Annotated in this window: 18 protein-coding genes; all 18 read left to right on the top strand. The window is 42.1% G+C overall.

Annotation, left to right across the window (positions count from 1 at the left end; genetic code table 11):
* Positions 1-26 precede the first annotated feature (26 nt).
* The 18 genes from QFZ80_RS17165 to QFZ80_RS17080 all read left to right on the top strand — a co-directional run bounded on the left by QFZ80_RS17165 (position 27) and on the right by QFZ80_RS17080 (position 18,195).
* Positions 27-911, top strand: coding sequence for a helix-turn-helix domain-containing protein (locus QFZ80_RS17165; RefSeq protein WP_307560167.1), 885 nt, complete (start codon positions 27-29; stop codon positions 909-911).
* 142 nt (positions 912-1,053) lie between these two features.
* Positions 1,054-1,545, top strand: a complete 492-nt coding sequence (locus QFZ80_RS17160; RefSeq protein ID WP_047672977.1) for a YajQ family cyclic di-GMP-binding protein — start codon at positions 1,054-1,056, stop codon at positions 1,543-1,545.
* Positions 1,546-1,673: 128 nt separating this feature from the next.
* Entirely contained in the window at positions 1,674-3,002 is a 1,329-nt protein-coding gene (gene rimO / locus QFZ80_RS17155; RefSeq protein WP_171688220.1) for a 30S ribosomal protein S12 methylthiotransferase RimO, read from the top strand.
* Entirely contained in the window at positions 2,999-3,583 is a 585-nt protein-coding gene (gene pgsA / locus QFZ80_RS17150; protein WP_307545160.1) for a CDP-diacylglycerol--glycerol-3-phosphate 3-phosphatidyltransferase, read from the top strand. Before rimO ends, pgsA begins: the two co-directional genes overlap by 4 nt.
* A 160-nt stretch (positions 3,584-3,743) precedes the next feature.
* A complete protein-coding gene (locus QFZ80_RS17145; protein ID WP_307560164.1) occupies positions 3,744-4,994 on the top strand; it encodes a competence/damage-inducible protein A in 1,251 nt (416 codons plus the stop codon).
* 175 nt (positions 4,995-5,169) lie between these two features.
* Positions 5,170-6,213, top strand: a complete 1,044-nt coding sequence (recA, locus tag QFZ80_RS17140) for a recombinase RecA (protein WP_047672987.1) — start codon at positions 5,170-5,172, stop codon at positions 6,211-6,213.
* A gap of 76 nt (positions 6,214-6,289) precedes the next feature.
* Complete coding sequence (locus tag QFZ80_RS17135) at positions 6,290-6,982, top strand: regulatory protein RecX (RefSeq protein ID WP_307560162.1); 693 nt, start codon at positions 6,290-6,292, stop codon at positions 6,980-6,982.
* Between the two features lie 386 nt (positions 6,983-7,368).
* Positions 7,369-8,910, top strand: coding sequence for a ribonuclease Y (gene rny / locus QFZ80_RS17130; RefSeq protein ID WP_307545163.1), 1,542 nt, complete (start codon positions 7,369-7,371; stop codon positions 8,908-8,910).
* 117 nt (positions 8,911-9,027) lie between these two features.
* The gene (locus QFZ80_RS17125) at positions 9,028-9,822 is read left to right on the top strand and encodes a TIGR00282 family metallophosphoesterase (protein ID WP_307545164.1); all 795 of its coding nucleotides are present in this window, start codon (positions 9,028-9,030) and stop codon (positions 9,820-9,822) included.
* A 114-nt stretch (positions 9,823-9,936) separates the two neighbouring features.
* Positions 9,937-10,197: a stage V sporulation protein S gene (locus QFZ80_RS17120; RefSeq protein ID WP_028558349.1), complete on the top strand. Its 261-nt coding sequence runs from the start codon at positions 9,937-9,939 to the stop codon at positions 10,195-10,197.
* A 124-nt stretch (positions 10,198-10,321) separates the two neighbouring features.
* Entirely contained in the window at positions 10,322-11,263 is a 942-nt protein-coding gene (locus QFZ80_RS17115; protein ID WP_307560160.1) for a dipeptidase, read from the top strand.
* Between the two features lie 205 nt (positions 11,264-11,468).
* The gene (locus tag QFZ80_RS17110; protein ID WP_307545166.1) at positions 11,469-13,217 is read left to right on the top strand and encodes a 2-oxoacid:acceptor oxidoreductase subunit alpha; all 1,749 of its coding nucleotides are present in this window, start codon (positions 11,469-11,471) and stop codon (positions 13,215-13,217) included.
* Entirely contained in the window at positions 13,205-14,071 is an 867-nt protein-coding gene (locus QFZ80_RS17105) for a 2-oxoacid:ferredoxin oxidoreductase subunit beta (RefSeq protein WP_057301495.1), read from the top strand. Before QFZ80_RS17110 ends, QFZ80_RS17105 begins: the two co-directional genes overlap by 13 nt.
* A 95-nt stretch (positions 14,072-14,166) precedes the next feature.
* Positions 14,167-14,736 carry a phosphate propanoyltransferase gene (pduL, locus tag QFZ80_RS17100; RefSeq protein ID WP_307560158.1) on the top strand — a complete coding sequence of 190 codons (570 nt, stop codon included), beginning with the start codon at positions 14,167-14,169 and terminating at the stop codon, positions 14,734-14,736.
* Positions 14,737-14,865: 129 nt separating this feature from the next.
* Positions 14,866-16,335 carry a tRNA (N6-isopentenyl adenosine(37)-C2)-methylthiotransferase MiaB gene (gene miaB / locus QFZ80_RS17095; protein WP_373460411.1) on the top strand — a complete coding sequence of 490 codons (1,470 nt, stop codon included), beginning with the start codon at positions 14,866-14,868 and terminating at the stop codon, positions 16,333-16,335.
* Positions 16,336-16,444: 109 nt separating this feature from the next.
* Positions 16,445-16,834, top strand: a complete 390-nt coding sequence (locus QFZ80_RS17090; protein WP_307555434.1) for a YlbF/YmcA family competence regulator — start codon at positions 16,445-16,447, stop codon at positions 16,832-16,834.
* A 105-nt stretch (positions 16,835-16,939) separates the two neighbouring features.
* Complete coding sequence (locus tag QFZ80_RS17085) at positions 16,940-17,716, top strand: phosphonate ABC transporter ATP-binding protein (RefSeq protein ID WP_307560153.1); 777 nt, start codon at positions 16,940-16,942, stop codon at positions 17,714-17,716.
* Positions 17,713-18,195, top strand: a complete 483-nt coding sequence (locus QFZ80_RS17080; RefSeq protein WP_307560151.1) for a low molecular weight protein-tyrosine-phosphatase — start codon at positions 17,713-17,715, stop codon at positions 18,193-18,195. The genes QFZ80_RS17085 and QFZ80_RS17080 overlap by 4 nt, the downstream gene beginning before the upstream one ends.
* Positions 18,196-18,225: the final 30 nt, after the last annotated feature.

The following is an 18,225-nucleotide window of genomic DNA, read 5'->3' as shown; positions in this document are numbered from 1 at the left end:
AGAAGATCCCGCGGGGAGGTGACCATATGTCTGATCTAGGACACATTTTACGTAAAACACGCCAGGAAAAAAAGATCTCGCTTGATGATCTTCAAGAAGTTACGAAAATTCGTAAACGCTACTTGGAAGCAATTGAAGAAGGAAATTACAAGGTTCTGCCTGGCAGCTTCTATGTCCGTGCCTTTATTAAAAGCTACGCTGAAGCGGTGGGACTTGACCCTACGGAAGTTCTCAACATGTACCAAACGACGAATCCCTCCCCAGCTGTAGAGAAACCAGTTGTAGAAACGATTCGTAATAATAGAACAAGTGTCCGTAATACCGAGAAATTGAGCCGCTGGGCTTCTGGTACGATGTTTGTCTGTTTCATTTTGCTTATATTCGGTATCGTATATTACTATACATACAAGAACTATAAGGGAACACCAGCGGATGAAAATCCTTCTTCTCAAACGCAATCACCGAGAATCACAGATTCTACGAATCCTGCGACTGGCACTGCTCCAAGTACGACAACGAATGCGTCCGGTGACGGTAAAGTGGCGCCTCTTGCGACTCCTACTCCGACACCGGTGCCAACACCAACACCATCCGTTCAGGTTAAGTTTAGCAGCAGCGAGAAGGGTGTGGATAATTACACGATAACCGGTGCTTCCAATCTGAATATTCAGATGAAAATATCAGGTTCCTGTTGGATACGTGTGGATTCTCTTACAGAGACAGGCGGTAAGGAAATGCTTAGACAGAAACTTTACAAAGCCGGTGATACGGACTCTTTTGATTTAACCGGTTCTGCGTATTTAAATGTAGGCGCAGCCAGTGCTTTGGAGCTTACTGTGAATGGTACGATCGTTCCTGTCGGGGATACACCAAACCCCAAAAGGGTACAGCTCAATTTGCAAAAAAACTAGCATTTTGACGTTTCCTGCGCTTTCCCGGGTAATGAATAATACCAAGAGATATCCTAGGCTGAGAGTGCTTAGGATGTTTCTTTTTTTACGGCTTCTTGCTATAATGCTATTGTAATTTGATGGAAAGGATGTTTTGTCTAAGATGAGTTCAGAATGCTCGTTTGATATCGTATCCAAGGTGGATATGCAGGAACTAAACAATGCCATACAGCAGGCGGAAAAAGAGATCCTAACCCGCTTTGACTTTAAAGGTAGTAAAAGCAGCATTAAATTGGATAAGGACCAACTTGTTGTTACCTCGGATGATGAGTTTAAGCTTCAGAATGTCCTTGATATTATGCACGCCAAAATGACGAAGCGCGGCATCTCGATTAAGAATCTCGAGTACAGTAAGGTAGAACCAGCGGCTGGTTCCACCGTAAGGCAGAAAATTAGCATGAAGCAAGGTGTCGATCAGGAGAACTCGAAAAAAATTAACATTCTAATTCGTGACTCCAAGCTTAAAGTTAAGACGCAAATCCAAGGTGATCAAATCCGGGTAACCGGGAAGAGTCGAGATGATTTACAAGCTGTTATTGCCTTGCTGCGTAAGGCGGAAATTCCTCTTGATTTGCAATTTGTTAACTTGAAATAGGCATACATACGATGTTCTTTGGAGAGTAGCCCCCTACATGTAGGGGGTTTTTACATTTTGACACCCTATAGGGCTTGTATTATACTGGTAGGGAGTGTTTTTTAGGACTATTGGAGGTTGTTTCTTTCATGACAGAAAAGGTTAAAGTAGTTACTCTCGGATGCGAGAAAAATTTGGTCGATTCCGAGATTATGTCAGGATTAATTCATGGCCGTGGCTTTCAGCTTGTTGAGAACAAGGAAGATGCCACTGTCATTATCGTGAACACTTGCGGGTTCATTGATGCAGCAAAAGAAGAATCCGTTAATACAATTTTGGATATGGCAGAATTAAAGCAAACAGCGAATCTCAAAGCGCTTATCGTATCAGGGTGTTTGACTCAACGCTACAAAAAGCAGTTGATGGAAGAAATGCCTGAGATTGATGGCATTGTGGGTACCGGAGATTTCGATAAAATCAACCATATCGTAGATGAAGCACTTCGCGGAAAGAAACCGGTTCTTGTTGGGAATCCGGTGTTCAATTATGATGCGGATCTGCCAAGACTCATGACTACACCTCGATATACAGCCTATGTGAAAATTGCAGAAGGTTGCGATAACGCATGTACATTCTGTAGTATTCCAATTATGCGAGGTAACTTCAAAAGCAGAAGTATGGAGTCCATTGTTGCTGAAGTAGCTAATCTTGCTGCACAAGGCGTTAAAGAGATTAGTCTAATCGCGCAGGATTCCACGAATTATGGAACGGATCTTTACGATGGTTTCATGCTGCCTACTTTGCTGAATAAAGTTAGTGAAGTGGAAGGCATCGAGTGGGTGCGACTACACTATGCTTACCCTGGATTCTTTAGCGATGAATTGATTGCTGTCATGGCATCTAATCCAAAGGTATGTAAGTATATCGATATGCCACTTCAACACAGTGAAGATTCTATTCTCAAACGTATGCGTAGACCTGGCCGCCAGAAGGATACACGTGAACTAGTTCGTAAAATTCGTGAAGCGATTCCGGATGTTGCCCTACGTACATCACTCATTGTAGGTTTCCCAGGCGAAACTGAACAAGACTTTGAAAACTTAAAACAATTTGTTCGCGACATTCAGTTTGACCGTCTCGGTGTTTTTGCCTATTCCAAGGAAGATGATACGCCAGCAGCGCGTTTGCCGGACCAAGTTCCTGATGATGTCAAAGAGTATCGTGCGAACGCGATTATGGAAATTCAGCGAGAAATCTCGAATCTGCGTGGCGGACGCCGCATCGGGCAGGAAATTGACGTGCTTATCGAAAGATACGATGGCAGAAGTGATGTATATATTGGACGTTCTCAATTTGATGCTCCTGAGATTGATGGAGAAGTATTCGTGTCAAATGCGAAGCTTAACATTGGTGAATTAGCTAAGGTTCGTATTACCCACTCTTATGAGTTTGACTTATCCGGGGAGGTAATTGCATGAACCTGGCCAATCGCATCACCGTGGCGAGGATTTTATTAGTACCTATTATCATGTTTTTTCTGTTGATTAAGGTGAAATTCCCTCAAATACGGATAGAGGAATTTAGCATAACATATAATCAAATTATTGCTGCTTTAATTTTCATTATTGCTGCGAGTACAGACAGTTTAGATGGTTACATTGCCAGAAAACGTAATCTTGTAACTAATTTGGGCAAGCTGCTTGATCCTTTAGCGGATAAGCTGCTTGTTACGGCTGTGCTCGTCTCATTAGTCGAAATGGATAAAGTAGATGCTTGGATTGTCATTGTCATTATCAGTAGGGAGTGGGCTGTTACAGGACTTCGCCAAATTGCTCTATTGGAAGGCACAGTGATGGCGGCTAGCAAATGGGGAAAAGCGAAGACGGCAGCTCAGATTACAGCCATCATTGCACTTCTTATCAATAATTTTCCTTTTACGTTTATGCACTTTCCTTTTGATGTTATAGCTAGTTGGGCAGCTGCAATTATTACCGTGTATTCTGGTGTAGAGTACTTTGTGAAAAATAAGCATGTCATAGATTTTTCGGAAAAGGCTTAATAGGGCAACCTATTGTTTTTTCTACCACTTAAGAAAGTATAAGTTTTCGGCTCCCGAAAACCGCTTTCTTATTGGCGATAAAAATTACCTCTAAACGCGGTCGCTCATCTTTGAATGGCCGAGGGGTAGAGGTTTTCTCATGTTAAGGAGGGAACTCGAGATGAAAGCAGAAATTATCGCTGTTGGAACGGAACTTTTACTAGGCCAAATTGTAAATACAAATGCTCAATTTCTCTCCAGAGAATGTGCTGCACTTGGCGTAGACATGTATTTTCAAACGGTCGTTGGTGATAATGAACAGAGATTGCTGGATAGCTTCAAATTAGCTGCTTCAAGGGCTGATGTCGTTATTTGTACAGGAGGTCTTGGACCTACGCAGGATGATTTGACGAAGGATGTGCTTGCTGCGTTTGTAGGCCGTGAATTGATTGTGCATGAGCCCTCTATGAAAACAATTACAGATATGTTCCTGTCGCGCGGGATCCATATGGTGGAAAGTAACAGACGACAAGCGATGATGCTAGTGGGAAGTGATCCTTTACATAACGAAACAGGGCTTGCTGTTGGTGTAGCATTTACATACGAAGGGACACATTTCATTCTTCTGCCAGGTCCGCCCAAAGAAATGAAACCGATGTTCTCCAAGTATGCGGCTCCTTGGCTGCGTGCACGGATGACCAATGAGATTCCGCTTTATTCCAAAATGCTCAAATTTGCCGGCGTCGGTGAATCTAATTTGGAACATCAATTACTTGATCTAATCCAAGCTCAAACGGACCCAACGATCGCTCCATACGCCAAAGAAGGCGAAGTGACGATTCGCTTAACTACTCGTGCACAGACATCTTCAGAAGGCGAACGAAATCTTCAAGTGACCGAACAAGAGATTAGAATGCGATTAGGAGAGTATCTCTATGCGGACCAAGATGTTCCCATCGAAACAATTGTGCTGCAATTGCTTGGCGAGAAGAACCAGACGCTTGCTGTGGCCGAAAGCTGCACAGGCGGCTTGCTAAGTGATTTGATTACTGCAGTGCCGGGGAGTTCCCAATCATTTCTTGGAGGAATTATTTGTTATTCGAATGCCTTGAAGCATAAGCTCCTCGGTGTTCCAATGGAAGTGCTGGAAGGGGAGGGTTCCCCTGGTGCTGTTAGCAGCGAGACAGCAACCTTCTTAGCGGAGCAATTGATTACTGTGACCGGAAGCGACTTTGGCATATCAGTCACGGGTGTAGCCGGTCCAAGTCCGTCTGAAGGCAAGCCAGTAGGGCTTGTTTATATAGGTTTTGCTCAAAAAGACGCAGCAACAACGGTTATTACTTTGCAGCTATCTGGTAACCGGGAGTCCATTAAGCATAGAGCTGCCAAAAGCGCACTCTATCATTTATGGAAACAGTTGAAAGATAGCTAGAGTTCGCATATAATGAGACTAAGTGTTAACGGAAGAACCGTAACAAAGCGATAACTTTGTTGCGGTTTTTTGTTTGTTCGCTAAAAAGTCGAATGTATGTTCGAAAAAATGCTTGGCAAACACCTGAAAACAAGTTATCATATACCTATAATGATAGAAGAAGGAAGTGAGTGTTTTGTCAGATCGTCGCGCAGCACTTGATAATGCTTTACGTCAAATTGAGAAACAGTTCGGAAAAGGCTCCATTATGAAGCTTGGAGAATCTACACATATGCAAGTTGAAACGATTTCATCCGGCTCTCTTGCGCTTGATATCGCTCTTGGAATAGGTGGATTTCCACGCGGAAGAATTATTGAAGTATACGGACCAGAGTCTTCCGGTAAAACTACTGTAGCTCTACATGCAATCGCAGAAGTACAGAAGAATGGTGGACAAGCAGCTTTTATCGATGCGGAGCATGCATTGGATCCTTCTTATGCAAGCAAGCTTGGTATTAATATAGATGAGCTTCTACTCTCTCAGCCGGATACCGGTGAACAAGCACTTGAGATCGCTGAAGCACTAGTACGAAGTGGTGCTGTAGATATTATTGTTATTGACTCTGTAGCCGCTTTAGTACCTAAAGCAGAGATTGAAGGCGATATGGGTGATTCTCACGTGGGTCTGCAGGCACGCTTGATGTCCCAAGCGCTTCGTAAGTTGTCCGGTGCGATCAACAAGTCCAAAGTTATCGCGATATTCATTAACCAGTTGCGTGAAAAAGTAGGCGTTATGTTCGGTAACCCAGAGACAACACCTGGTGGCCGTGCACTTAAGTTCTACTCATCCGTTCGACTAGATGTTCGTCGTGTGGAAACAATCAAACAGGGTAATGATATGGTTGGTAACCGCACAAGAATTAAAGTCGTTAAGAATAAAGTAGCTCCGCCGTTCAAACAAGCGGAAGTGGATATTATGTACGGTGAAGGAATTTCACGCGAAGGCAGTATTATTGATATCGGAACAGAGATGGATATCGTTAATAAAAGCGGAGCTTGGTATTCGTATGAAGGTGAGCGTCTTGGTCAAGGCCGTGAGAATTCGAAGCAGTTTTTGAAAGATAACAAAAGTATTTCGGAAACGATTGAATTACGGATTCGAGAGAACAGTAATCTAATCAAAGCAGTCCCTCTTAATGTTGACGAGGAAGACGATGAATTGGAACCAGATTTCGAATAAGTTTTTAATGATCATACATGAAAGCACCTTAAACCTTGTGTTAAGGTGCTTTCTTCATTGAAGGAGTTGGTTAGTTTTGAATAGCGAAGAGCAACAACCATTGTTAATCATCACCAAGGTAGAGAAACAGAAGCGTGGTAAGCATCGATACAATATATTTCTAAATGAAGAATACGCATTCTCGGTTCATGAAGACATTTTAATCAAGCATCGGTTAAACAAAGGAGAAACCATACATCTACAAGAAATCGAAAGCATTACGCTTGATGAGGAACAGAATATGGCTTATATAAAGGCAATAAGCATGATAGGCAGACGACCACATTCATTAAGTGAAGTAAAACGTAAGCTGAAAGAGAAAGGATTCGAAGTGCCTATCATTGCATGGGCATGTGAGAAGCTAGTCCAGCAAAATTATATCAATGATGAGGAATTTGCGAAAATGTGGACAGATAATCGCATTATTTCGCAGCGAAAAGGTCGTAATCTCATTCGACAGGAGCTCCAACAAAGAGGCATTGATAAAGAATTAGTTAAAAATGCGATGGAGACAATCAATCCCGAAGATGAGTATACGGGGGCGATGAAGTTGGGCCAAACGAAATGGAAGCAAACCTCAGGCAAGACAATAGATCGTAAAAGAAAGACGGGAGCTTTTCTAATGCGGAGAGGTTATACGGGCTCTATTGTCAACAAGGTTTTGGGGGTACTAAGCAGTGAATCGAGTGAAGAGGAATTTGAAATCTCAGATGATCCCTTTGATTGTTAATGACATTAATTATAATTTAAATAAGTTAATGACATTAAATATTTCGCGGGAACTGGAAATACTTATTCAGTCATCTTAGGGACATTCGCTTGACAAGCTTCTTCGACAAAAGATAAAATAACAGTGTATATTTTCATAATGTATTCAAAATCATACTCATTTCATTGATTTTGAGGGGACAGATGTAGAAACCGCCAATTTTTACACTGTTGATTATGGATTATTAGCACTATAGTGCCTCTAACGCACGGTGCGCATTCATTTAAAAGCCATACTCTTAATTAGTAGGGTATGTATGACTAGTCAAAACAATTAAAAATCGGATTAAAAAACCGAAGGGAATCCCAGGCTAACACCTTGGAGAAACCAACGAGGAGGTGAACAAGATGATGTCATTCATCTGGATCGCGATCATTCTCATTGTTGGAGCTGCATGCTTAGGGATTGGTTATTTTATCCGTAAATCTCTTGCAGAAGCGAAAATTTCCAGTGCTGAAACAGCCGCTGAACAGATTACAGAATCTGCAAAGAAGGAAGCAGAAGCACTGAAAAAAGAAACGGTTCTGGAAGCAAAGGACGAAGTGCATAAACTGAGGTCCGAAGCTGAAAAAGACATTCGTGAACGTCGAAATGAAATTCAACGACAAGAAAGACGATTGTTGCAAAAAGAGGAATCGCTGGATAAAAAATTAGAATCTCTCGAGCGTAAAGAAGAGCAAGTTGCCAACAAAGAGAAGCGGATCGAGGATACACAATCACAAATTGATCAGCTTTATAAAAGCCAAGTTTCGGAGTTAGAGCGAATTTCTGGTCTTACAATGGATGAAGCTAAGAGTATCATTCTTACAAATGTAGAACAGGAAGTTCGTCACGAAACCGCACAGCTTATTAAAGAAATCGAACAGCAGGCCAAAGAAGAAGGTGATAAGAAAGCCCGTGAAATCATCACGCTCGCCATTCAACGTTGTGCTGCAGATCATGTTGCTGAAACAACGGTTTCAGTTGTATCACTGCCAAATGAAGAAATGAAAGGCCGAATTATCGGTCGTGAAGGACGTAATATTCGCGCACTGGAAACATTGACGGGTATCGACCTTATTATTGATGATACGCCAGAAGCAGTTATTTTATCAGGATTTGATCCGATCCGACGCGAAATTGCTCGTACATCTTTAGAAAAGCTTGTTGCTGATGGACGTATTCATCCAGCACGCATTGAAGAGATGGTCGAGAAATCCCGTAAAGAAGTGGACGAGCGTATCCGCGAATACGGGGAGCAAGCCACGTTTGAGGTTGGTGTACACGGATTGCATCCTGACTTGATCAAAATTTTGGGTCGCTTGAAATTCAGAACAAGTTACGGTCAAAACGTGTTGAAACATTCCATGGAAGTAGCTTATCTGGCTGGTCTGATGGCCGGGGAGCTCGGGGTAGACGTAACTTTGGCGAAACGTGCCGGGCTGCTTCATGACATCGGTAAGGCGCTAGACCACGAGGTTGAAGGATCTCATGTGGAAATCGGTGTTGAGATTGGTAAGAAGTACAAGGAGCATCCAGTCGTTATTAATAGTATTGCTTCTCATCACGGTGACGTGGAAGCAACCTCTGTTATTGCGATGTTAGTAGGAGCTGCAGATGCTTTATCCGCAGCAAGACCTGGAGCACGCAGAGAGACGCTCGAAACGTATATCAAACGTTTGGAGAAGCTAGAAGAAATTTCGGAATCCTTCGAAGGTGTTGAGAAATCATACGCCATTCAAGCTGGTCGCGAAGTACGTGTAATGGTTCAGCCGGAGAAAGTGGATGATACCGAAGCATTCCGTTTAGCCCGCGATATTACGAAGAAAATCGAGAGTGAACTCGATTATCCAGGACATATTAAGGTTACGGTCATTCGTGAAACAAGGGCTGTTGAATACGCTAAATAAGATACCAATGCGAAAAGTGGCTGATATAGCCACTTTTCCTTATTTTCAGGCTTGTCATTGAATCTATCAATTGCTCGCCTTTGCATCTAGGGTTTATAAAGGAGCTATAACATTGTTATGAAAATTGTATTTATTGGAGATATTGTAGGATCTGTTGGAAGAAAAGCGTTAAAAAATAGTATGCCTAGATTAAAACAAGCTCATCCTCACGCAGTGTTCATTGCTAATGGTGAGAATGCTGCCGCAGGGAAAGGTATTACAGCGGCAATAGCTAAGGAAATCTATGAGATGGGCATTCAAGCCCTGACGATGGGCAATCATACGTGGGACCAGAAAGAGATTTTTGATTTCATTGATCGTGACGAGAAGATGGTTCGACCCGCAAACTTTCCTCCTGGGACACCAGGTAGAGGACATACGGTCATTAAGGTCAAGGATCAGGAATTACTGATTATTAATTTGCAAGGACGCACATTCTTACCGCCGATTGATTGCCCATTTCGTAAAGTGGATGAAATTCTTGAAGCGGATAAGAAGAAACATAAATTTGTATTTGTTGATTTCCATGCAGAAGCAACCTCTGAGAAAATTGCGATGGGTTGGCATTTAGATGGAAAAGTGTCAGCAGTTGTCGGCACTCATACACATGTACAAACGAATGATAACCGTGTTTTGCCGCAAGGAACAGCTTATGTAACCGATGTAGGGATGGTAGGGCCACGTGATGGTATTCTTGGCGTTGAACGTAATGCTGTACTGCAAAAGTTCAAAACACAGCTTCCAGTTCGATTCGTTACGGATGAAGGCAAATGGCATTTCCATGCTGTCGTGATTGAATTGAACGATCAGACAGGTTTGGCAAAAGGAATTAACCTTATCCGCTATGATGAAGATCAAGTTTTCATGGATTAGCAGATAATTTCAAATATTGCGAACATTTAAATCGGATAGGATAGCATGTTTGTTCAACCTTGAGAATATGATGGGTAATGGAATCTATCCATCATTCCCGAGGAGGTACTATTCATGGATGTATTAAAAGTTTCAGCAAAGTCTAATCCAAACTCCGTAGCAGGTGCATTGGCAGGTGTTTTGCGTGAGCGTGGAGCTGCTGAGCTCCAAGCTATAGGTGCAGGCGCCTTAAACCAAGCCATCAAAGCAGTAGCTATCGCAAGAGGATTTGTCGCGCCCAGTGGAGTCGACTTAATTTGTGTACCAGCCTTTACAGACATCGTGATTGACGGGGAAGATCGGACGGCCATTAAACTTATTGTAGAGCCAAGATAATAAACCGTACCATACTAAATACCAAGCCTGTTTACCTAGTAGACAGGTTTTTCACAATGCCTATCAAACCTCTGCTTAGGGGTTTTTGTGTTGTCTAGAAGATGGTGTATAGGAGGCTGCTAGGATGAGAATAATGGATGGTCACTGCGATGCGCTTACGAAATTGTATATGAACCCCAAGTTGGATTTCGATAAGGAAGAACAGGAATTGGATGTTAGTTATCCAAGGCTTAAGCAAGCGGGAGTAAAGGTTCAGTGTTTTGCCATCTATTTATCGGACTCCATTCAGCAGCCTACATTCGATCATATTTTGCAAATGGTGGATTTATTTCATCGAAAAATTATTGGTCATCCAGGAATGAAATTTATTCAAAATGTCGATGACTGGCGTGCTGTTGAAGCGGGGGAACAGATTGGAGCTATTCTCACTCTTGAAGGTTTAGATGCTTTAGCTGGTAACATGACGCATTTAAGGATTCTTCACCACCTTGGTGTTAGAAGTATTGGTTTGACTTGGAACTATGCAAATTGGGCTGCAGATGGTGTTATGGAGCCGCGTAAAAGTGGTTTTACAAGAAAAGGCAAGCTGATGTTAAAAGAATTAGAAACTATGGGTATAATAGCAGATGTATCACATTTATCAGTAGCGGCGTTCTGGGAATTAGTTGAGGTGTATGCTAAACCATTTATTGCTTCCCATTCGAATGCTCAAAAAGTTTGTCCTCATCCAAGAAATTTATCAGACGACCAAATCAAAGCTATCATCCAGTGTCAAGGACTAATCGGAATTACATTTGTTCCTTACTTTGTAGATAGCACAAATTTAGCTGTTCCCATTACGGCACTGCTGAAACATATTGATCATGTTTGTTCACTGGGTGGGGAAGGGCATATTGGCTTTGGATCGGATTTTGATGGGATCGAACAATGGATAAAAGGTTTGAGACATGTCGGTCAATACGGAAATATAATAGATGCTTTGTGTAGAAACTATAAGGAATCTCAAGTGGAGGCATTCCTGTATGGGAACTGGCGAAAGTTCATGCTCACCAATCTTCCAAAATGAAAGTTGGGAATCATTCTAATATTGATATGGATTCGATCTAAAAACTCTATGTTTTAGAATCGTTTAAACCCCTTGCAATTTGCTCTATAAAGGCATAGAATTTGGATGACAAGTGAAAGAAATTTTTTATAGCATCATTTTAAATTTCTACAAATTAGCTTTTTAAGGTCTACATGCAGCTACAATCAAAAGGAGTGGACGTACGGTGATTAGTCAGTTATCTTGGAAAATCGGAGGTCAGCAGGGTGAAGGGGTCGAAAGTACAGACCGCATTTTCTCTACTGCATTGAACCGTCTCGGTTACTATTTGTATGGGTACCGTCATTTCTCTTCACGGATTAAGGGGGGGCATACAAATAACAAGATTCGCATCAGCACTAAACCGATTCGCGCAATTTCAGACGATTTGGACATTCTGGTCGCTTTTGACCAAGAAAGTATCGATTTTAATGCACACGAACTTCGTGATAACGGTGTTATTGTTGCAGATGCAAAGTTTAACCCCGTTTTACCTGAAGGAATTAAAGCACGTTTGTTTCCAGTTCCAATTACTGCGATTGCAGAAGAACTAGGAACTTCCCTATTTAAGAACATGGCCGCATCAGGCGCTTCGTGGGCATTGCTCGGTTTGCCGCTTGACGTGTTTAATAAAGCTGTTGAGGAAGAATTTGGCCGTAAAGGCGCAGCTGTTGTAGAAAAAAATATTGAAGCTGTTCGTAAAGGTGCAGAATCCGTTCTGGAATTGGCCGGTGGACCTATTGCTGACTTCCAATTGGAACCAGCTGACGGCAACCAAAAATTGTTCATGATTGGTAACGATGCCATCGCTCTTGGAGCTGTTGCAGCAGGTTGCCGCTTTATGCCAGCTTATCCAATTACACCAGCATCTGAAGTTATGGAGTACTTGCAAAAAGCACTTCCTAAATTGGGTGGAACTGTTATCCAAACGGAAGATGAAATTGCTGCATGTACAATGGCTATCGGTGCTAACTATGCAGGTGCTCGTGCACTAACAGCTTCTGCAGGTCCTGGTCTGTCTTTGATGATGGAAGCTATTGGTCTGGCTGGTATGACTGAAACGCCTGTTGTTATCGTAGATACACAGCGTGGTGGTCCAAGTACGGGTCTTCCAACGAAACAAGAGCAATCTGACTTGAACGCAATGGTATACGGTACACACGGTGAAATCCCGAAAATCGTTCTTTCCCCAAGCACGATTGAAGAATGCTTCTATGATACGATTGAAGCTTTCAACCTTGCTGAGAAATATCAAGTTCCGGTTATTTTGATGACGGATCTACAACTCTCCTTGGGTAAACAATCCGCAGAGATGCTAGATTACAACCGTATTGTGATTGACCGCGGAGCGCTAGTAACAGAAGCTCCTGAAACAGAAGCGAATCAATTGTTCAAACGTTATGAGTTCACTGAGAACGGTGTTTCACCGCGTGTCATCCCTGGCGTGAAAAATGGTATTCATCATGTTACTGGTGTTGAGCATGACCAAACTGGTCGTCCTTCGGAAAGCACTGAAAACCGTCAACGTATGATGGATAAGCGTCTTGAGAAGCTGAAACACATTCAAGTAACAGATGCCATTAAATTCGACGCACCTCATGAGAATCCAGATCTTCTAATTATCGGAATGGGTTCCACTGGTGGAACAATTGATGAAGCAAGAAGCCGCGTTGAACTAGAAGGAATTAAGACAAATCACGCTACAGTGCGTTTGATTCATCCGTTCCCTGCAGAGCAGCTGAGACCTCTTGTTGAAAAAGCGAGAACAGTTATCGTTGTCGAAAACAACGCAACTGGACAATTAGCAGATCAAATTAAACTGCATGTTGGTCATGCAGATAAAATTAAAAACGTTCTTAAATACAACGGCAATCCGTTCTTGCCAGCAGAAATTGAACAAAAATGTAAGGAGTTGACTTTAGCATGGCAACATTAAAAGACTTTCGTAACAATGTAAAGCCTAACTGGTGTCCAGGTTGCGGAGACTTCTCCGTACAAGCGGCAATTCAGCGTGCAGCAGCTAATGTTGGTTTAGAGCCTGAAGGCTTAGCAATCGTATCTGGTATCGGCTGTTCCGGTCGTATCTCTGGTTACATCAATGCTTATGGTTTCCACGGTATTCACGGTAGATCTTTGCCAATCGCACAAGGTGTGAAAATGGCTAACCGCGATTTGACAGTTATCGCTTCAGGCGGTGATGGCGACGGCTTCGCAATCGGTATGGGACATACTGTACATGCGATTCGTCGTAACATTGATGTAACGTATATCGTTATGGATAACCAAATCTACGGTTTGACGAAAGGTCAAGCATCCCCACGTAGTGCCGAAGGTTTCAAAACGAAAAGTGTACCATCAGGTACAATTGAGTCTGCGATCTCACCATTAGAAGTTGCGATGGCTGCCGGTGCTTCTTTCGTAGCACAATCGTTCTCCAGTAACTTGAAACAGTTAACAGCTGTTATTGAAGCTGGTTTGAATCACAAAGGTTTCTCTTTGATTAACGTATTTAGCCCATGCGTAACTTTCAATAAAGTAAACACGTATGACTGGTTCAAAGAGAACATCGTAGATTTGGATGAGATTCCTGATTATGATTATACGAACCGTGTGATGGCAATGACCAAAATCATGGAAACAAACTCCATGTTGACGGGTATCATCTATCAAAACAAAGAGAAAAAGAGTTATGAAGATTCCATTCCAAGCTTCGCTAAAGAAGGACTTTCGAAACAAGACCTTAAGCTTTCAGAAGCAGATTTCAGTAAAATGCTTACTGAATTCAAATAATAGTTGCACCTTGAGGGCATATGGAGATTATCCGTATGCCTTTTTTGCTGAGCGGCAATACTGTCTACTATCACAAAAGTAAAAGGATGGTTACTATGAAAACAGTCCCGGTAGGGGTTTCAGCCAGACATATACATCTATCTCCAGCTCATATCGACATTTTATTTGGTCAGGGATATGAATTAACGACGTTAAAGGATCTCTCACAACCAGGACAATATGCGGCTCAAGAAACGGTCACGATTGTTGGACCCAAAGGTAAGATCGAGAAAGTACGTATACTTGGACCTGCACGTCCAAATACACAAATCGAAGTATCACGAACAGATGCATTTTCTTTAGGGATTAACCCACCGGTACGTGAGTCCGGACACATAGAACTCACTCCTGGCCTTCGAGTCATTGGTCCAAAGGGTGAGATAGATCTGGAACGAGGCGTAATTGTCGCGGCTAGACATATTCACTTTCATACTTCGGATGCTGAGAAATGGGGCATTCAAGATAAACAGCTACTACGTGTCAAAGTGAATGGAGCACGACCTTTGATCTTCGAGAATGTCATTGCGCGTGTATCTGATAACTATGCGTTAGACATGCATATTGATACGGATGAGGGGAATGCTGCTGGTGTGAAAACTGGCGATTTAGCTGAACTGATAGATTAGTTCTAGTAAGGCAAATTTCCATACAAATGCTAATTTCTTTTTGTACTATGTAGGCATGTGATGCTATAATAAAAGTTGCGTCAGTTTACTACAGCAAAACTCTTAGGAGGAAAGAAAGTGGCTAACCAAGTGAAATCCGATAAGGATTATTCCCAATATTTTCAGCCTCCTTCACTGACAGATGCAAAGAAGCGCGGAAAAGAAGAGATCGCCGTACACTATGACTTCACCATTCCTGAGGACATGCAGGAGTTCGGCAAAGATAAATATTATTTGATTCGCACTTACGGATGTCAGATGAATGAGCATGATACAGAAGTAATGAAGGGTTTACTCGAGCAAATGGGCTATCAAACGACAGAGGACAAGTACCAAGCAGATGTTATTCTGCTCAACACTTGTGCAATTCGGGAGAATGCAGAAGACAAGGTCTTCGGCGAGCTTGGCCATTTGAAGGCACTTAAAGCACAGAAACCTGGCCTTGTTCTTGGTGTTTGTGGTTGTATGTCGCAGGAAGAAGCGGTCGTGAATCGAATTATGCAAAAGCATGCTTTTGTAGATTTGATATTCGGAACGCACAATATTCATCGTCTTCCGACCTTATTGAAGGATGCCTTCTATAACAAGGAAATGGTTGTTGAGGTATGGTCTAAAGAAGGCGATATCGTTGAGAATTTACCAAAAAAACGTGAAGGAATCCGTGCTTGGGTGAACATCATGTTCGGCTGTGATAAGTTCTGTACCTACTGTATAGTTCCTTATACGCGCGGAAAAGAGAGAAGTCGCCGGCCACAAGACGTGCTTGCTGAGGTTAGAGACTTGGCTCGTCAAGGGTTTCAGGAAATTACGCTGCTTGGACAGAATGTCAATGCCTATGGTAAAGATTTTGAGGATATTGCGTATTCATTCGCGGATTTGATGGACGATATTCGTAAAATTGATGTGCCGCGTATTCGCTTTACGACTTCGCATCCAAGAGATTTTGATGATCGCTTGATTGAAGTGTTAGGTAAACGCGGTAATCTAGTAGAGCATATACATCTACCAGTTCAATCGGGTAATACCGAGGTTCTGAAAAGAATGAGCAGAAAATATTCCAGAGATCATTATTTACAGCTGGCCAGTAAAATTAAAGAAACGATGCCTGATGTCGTTCTGACAACAGATATTATCGTTGGTTTTCCAGGTGAAACGGATGAGCAATTCGATGAGACCATGTCTCTTTATGAGGAAGTAGGCTTCGATTTCGCGTTTACATTTATTTATTCACCGCGAGAAGGTACGCCTGCTGCCGATATGGAAGACAATGTACCGATGGAAGTAAAGAAACAACGTCTATATCGCTTGAATGAATTAGTAAATAAATACAGTAAAGCGAGCAACGAGAGATTGTTAGGGCAGACTGTTGAAGTACTTGTTGAAGGCGAAAGCAAGAATAATGCTGATGTACTAGCTGGTCGCACGCGGACGAATAAATTGATCCATTTTACTGGCGACAAGTCTTTAGTTGGCCAAATGGTTAAAGTGGAAGTGACGCATGCACAAACTTGGATTTTGAAGGGTGAGATTGTTCACAAACCCATGAAAATGTCCATTTAATTTGAAGCTGAAATAGATAGGAGCGTGTTTAGAAGTGTCCCAATGTGAACATAAACATAATGATAATGAACCTCATGCTTTTAAAGTAGAGGAGTTTACAAATACGGAAATGATCGTACGCGAAGATATTTTAACCAAAGCCAAGGAATTGGCTGAATTGTTAACGACTTCGAATGAAGTACAGTTTTATCAAAAGGCTGAGAAGCAAATCGCTACGAATCCTGATATCCAAGTGCTAATTGGTGCAATCAAAAAGAAACAGAAGGAAGTCGTTGCTTTTGAGACTTTCCAAAATGTTAAAATGATCGAGAAAATTGAGAATGAGATTGAAGTGCTGCAGGATCAATTAGATGAGATTCCGATTGTGAATGAATTCAAGCAAACACAAGAGGATATCAACTATTTATTACAGCTTGTTATGTCGGTCATTCGTGATACGATATCGGATAAAATTAATGTAGAAGCAGGTACAGCGGAAGCTCCGACATCTTGCGATTAAGATAACATCCTTTGGGAATTGGAAAATCGTCCTCTGCTCAGGCGTACTGCTTGATATGAGTGGCGATTTTTTCCCAAAAGGGCAGCTTATGAAATGAGTCTTTCTATGGGAAAGACGGAAGAAGACTTACTCGAAGGAGACATTGTCATGCTTACAGTTCGTAATTTAAGTAAAGTATATCCTCCGGACAATCAGGTACTTTCACAAGTGAGCTTTCAAGTTGATGAAGGCGAATTCATTGCGGTTATTGGGGGCAGTGGTAGTGGGAAAACCACTTTATTGCGATGTATCAGTCACCAAGAGAAATGGACAAGCGGTCAGTTGATCTATAACTCCATTGATATATCGAAGCCAGGTCCATTCGAACGCTTCAAATTAGGTAGAGATTTCGCATTTCTTGAAGAAAAGCCTGCTTTAAATCGAAATAAAAGCGCTGTCAAAAATGTCATGATGGGTCGTGTCTATCAAACACCTCTGCGTATTTTGACTGGCATGACTTCGAGAGATGAGCATGTGGACAGCATGGATTATTTGGAAAAAGTGGGGTTGCTTGATAAGGGTGAGAAGAAAGTGGGCCAGCTAAGCGGCGGTGAACAGCAGCGTGTTGCTATTGCTAAAGCTCTAATACTTGGACCAAAGGTACTTGTCGCCGATGAACCTGTTTCTGGACTTGACCCAAAATCAACGGAATATATCTTGCAGGATTTAAAATCGCTTTGCAAAGATCGAAATATGAGCGTCATTGCAACACTGCACCAAGTTGAACTTGCTGAAAGATATGCCACCCGTATTTGGGGACTTTCTGAAGGTAAAATTGTGCTGGATATTCCGGCAAGGTCACTCACCATGCGTGAAAAAAAGCTCTTATTTGGTGAAGTATGATCCAGGTCTTATTCGTTTGCTTAGGAAATATATGTCGATCTCCCATGGCTGAAGCGGTTTTTCGTCATCAGGTAAAAAAGGCGGGTCTCGATGCTGTAATTGCGATTGATTCTGCCGGAACTGGTGATTGGCACATTGGACATCCCCCACATCAAGGAACTAGGGACATATTGGATCAGTATCAGATTAATCATGAGGGTCTAAAAGCAAGGCAAGTTAGGTCCGATGACTTTGTACAATATACATATATCATTGCGATGGATGAGAGCAATGTAACTAATCTGGCATCGTTTGCTCCTGTTTTAGTTGAAGGTGAGAAACGAGCTGCCATTCATAAATTGCTGGATTTTTCACCTGATCGTGCTAATAAAGATGTTCCAGACCCTTATTACACGGGTAATTTTCAAGAGGTGTACGAGATGGTAGAAGATAGCTGCGAACGCTTACTAGCCTTTATTATCGAAAAAGAAAAGCTGTAAGATAATCTCTTATAAAATTAAAAAAGCAAG

This window comes from Paenibacillus sp. V4I7 (assembly GCF_030817275.1).
Classification (GTDB): Bacteria; Bacillota; Bacilli; order Paenibacillales; family NBRC-103111; genus Paenibacillus_E.
This window is presented reverse-complemented; position numbering and strand designations above follow the sequence as displayed.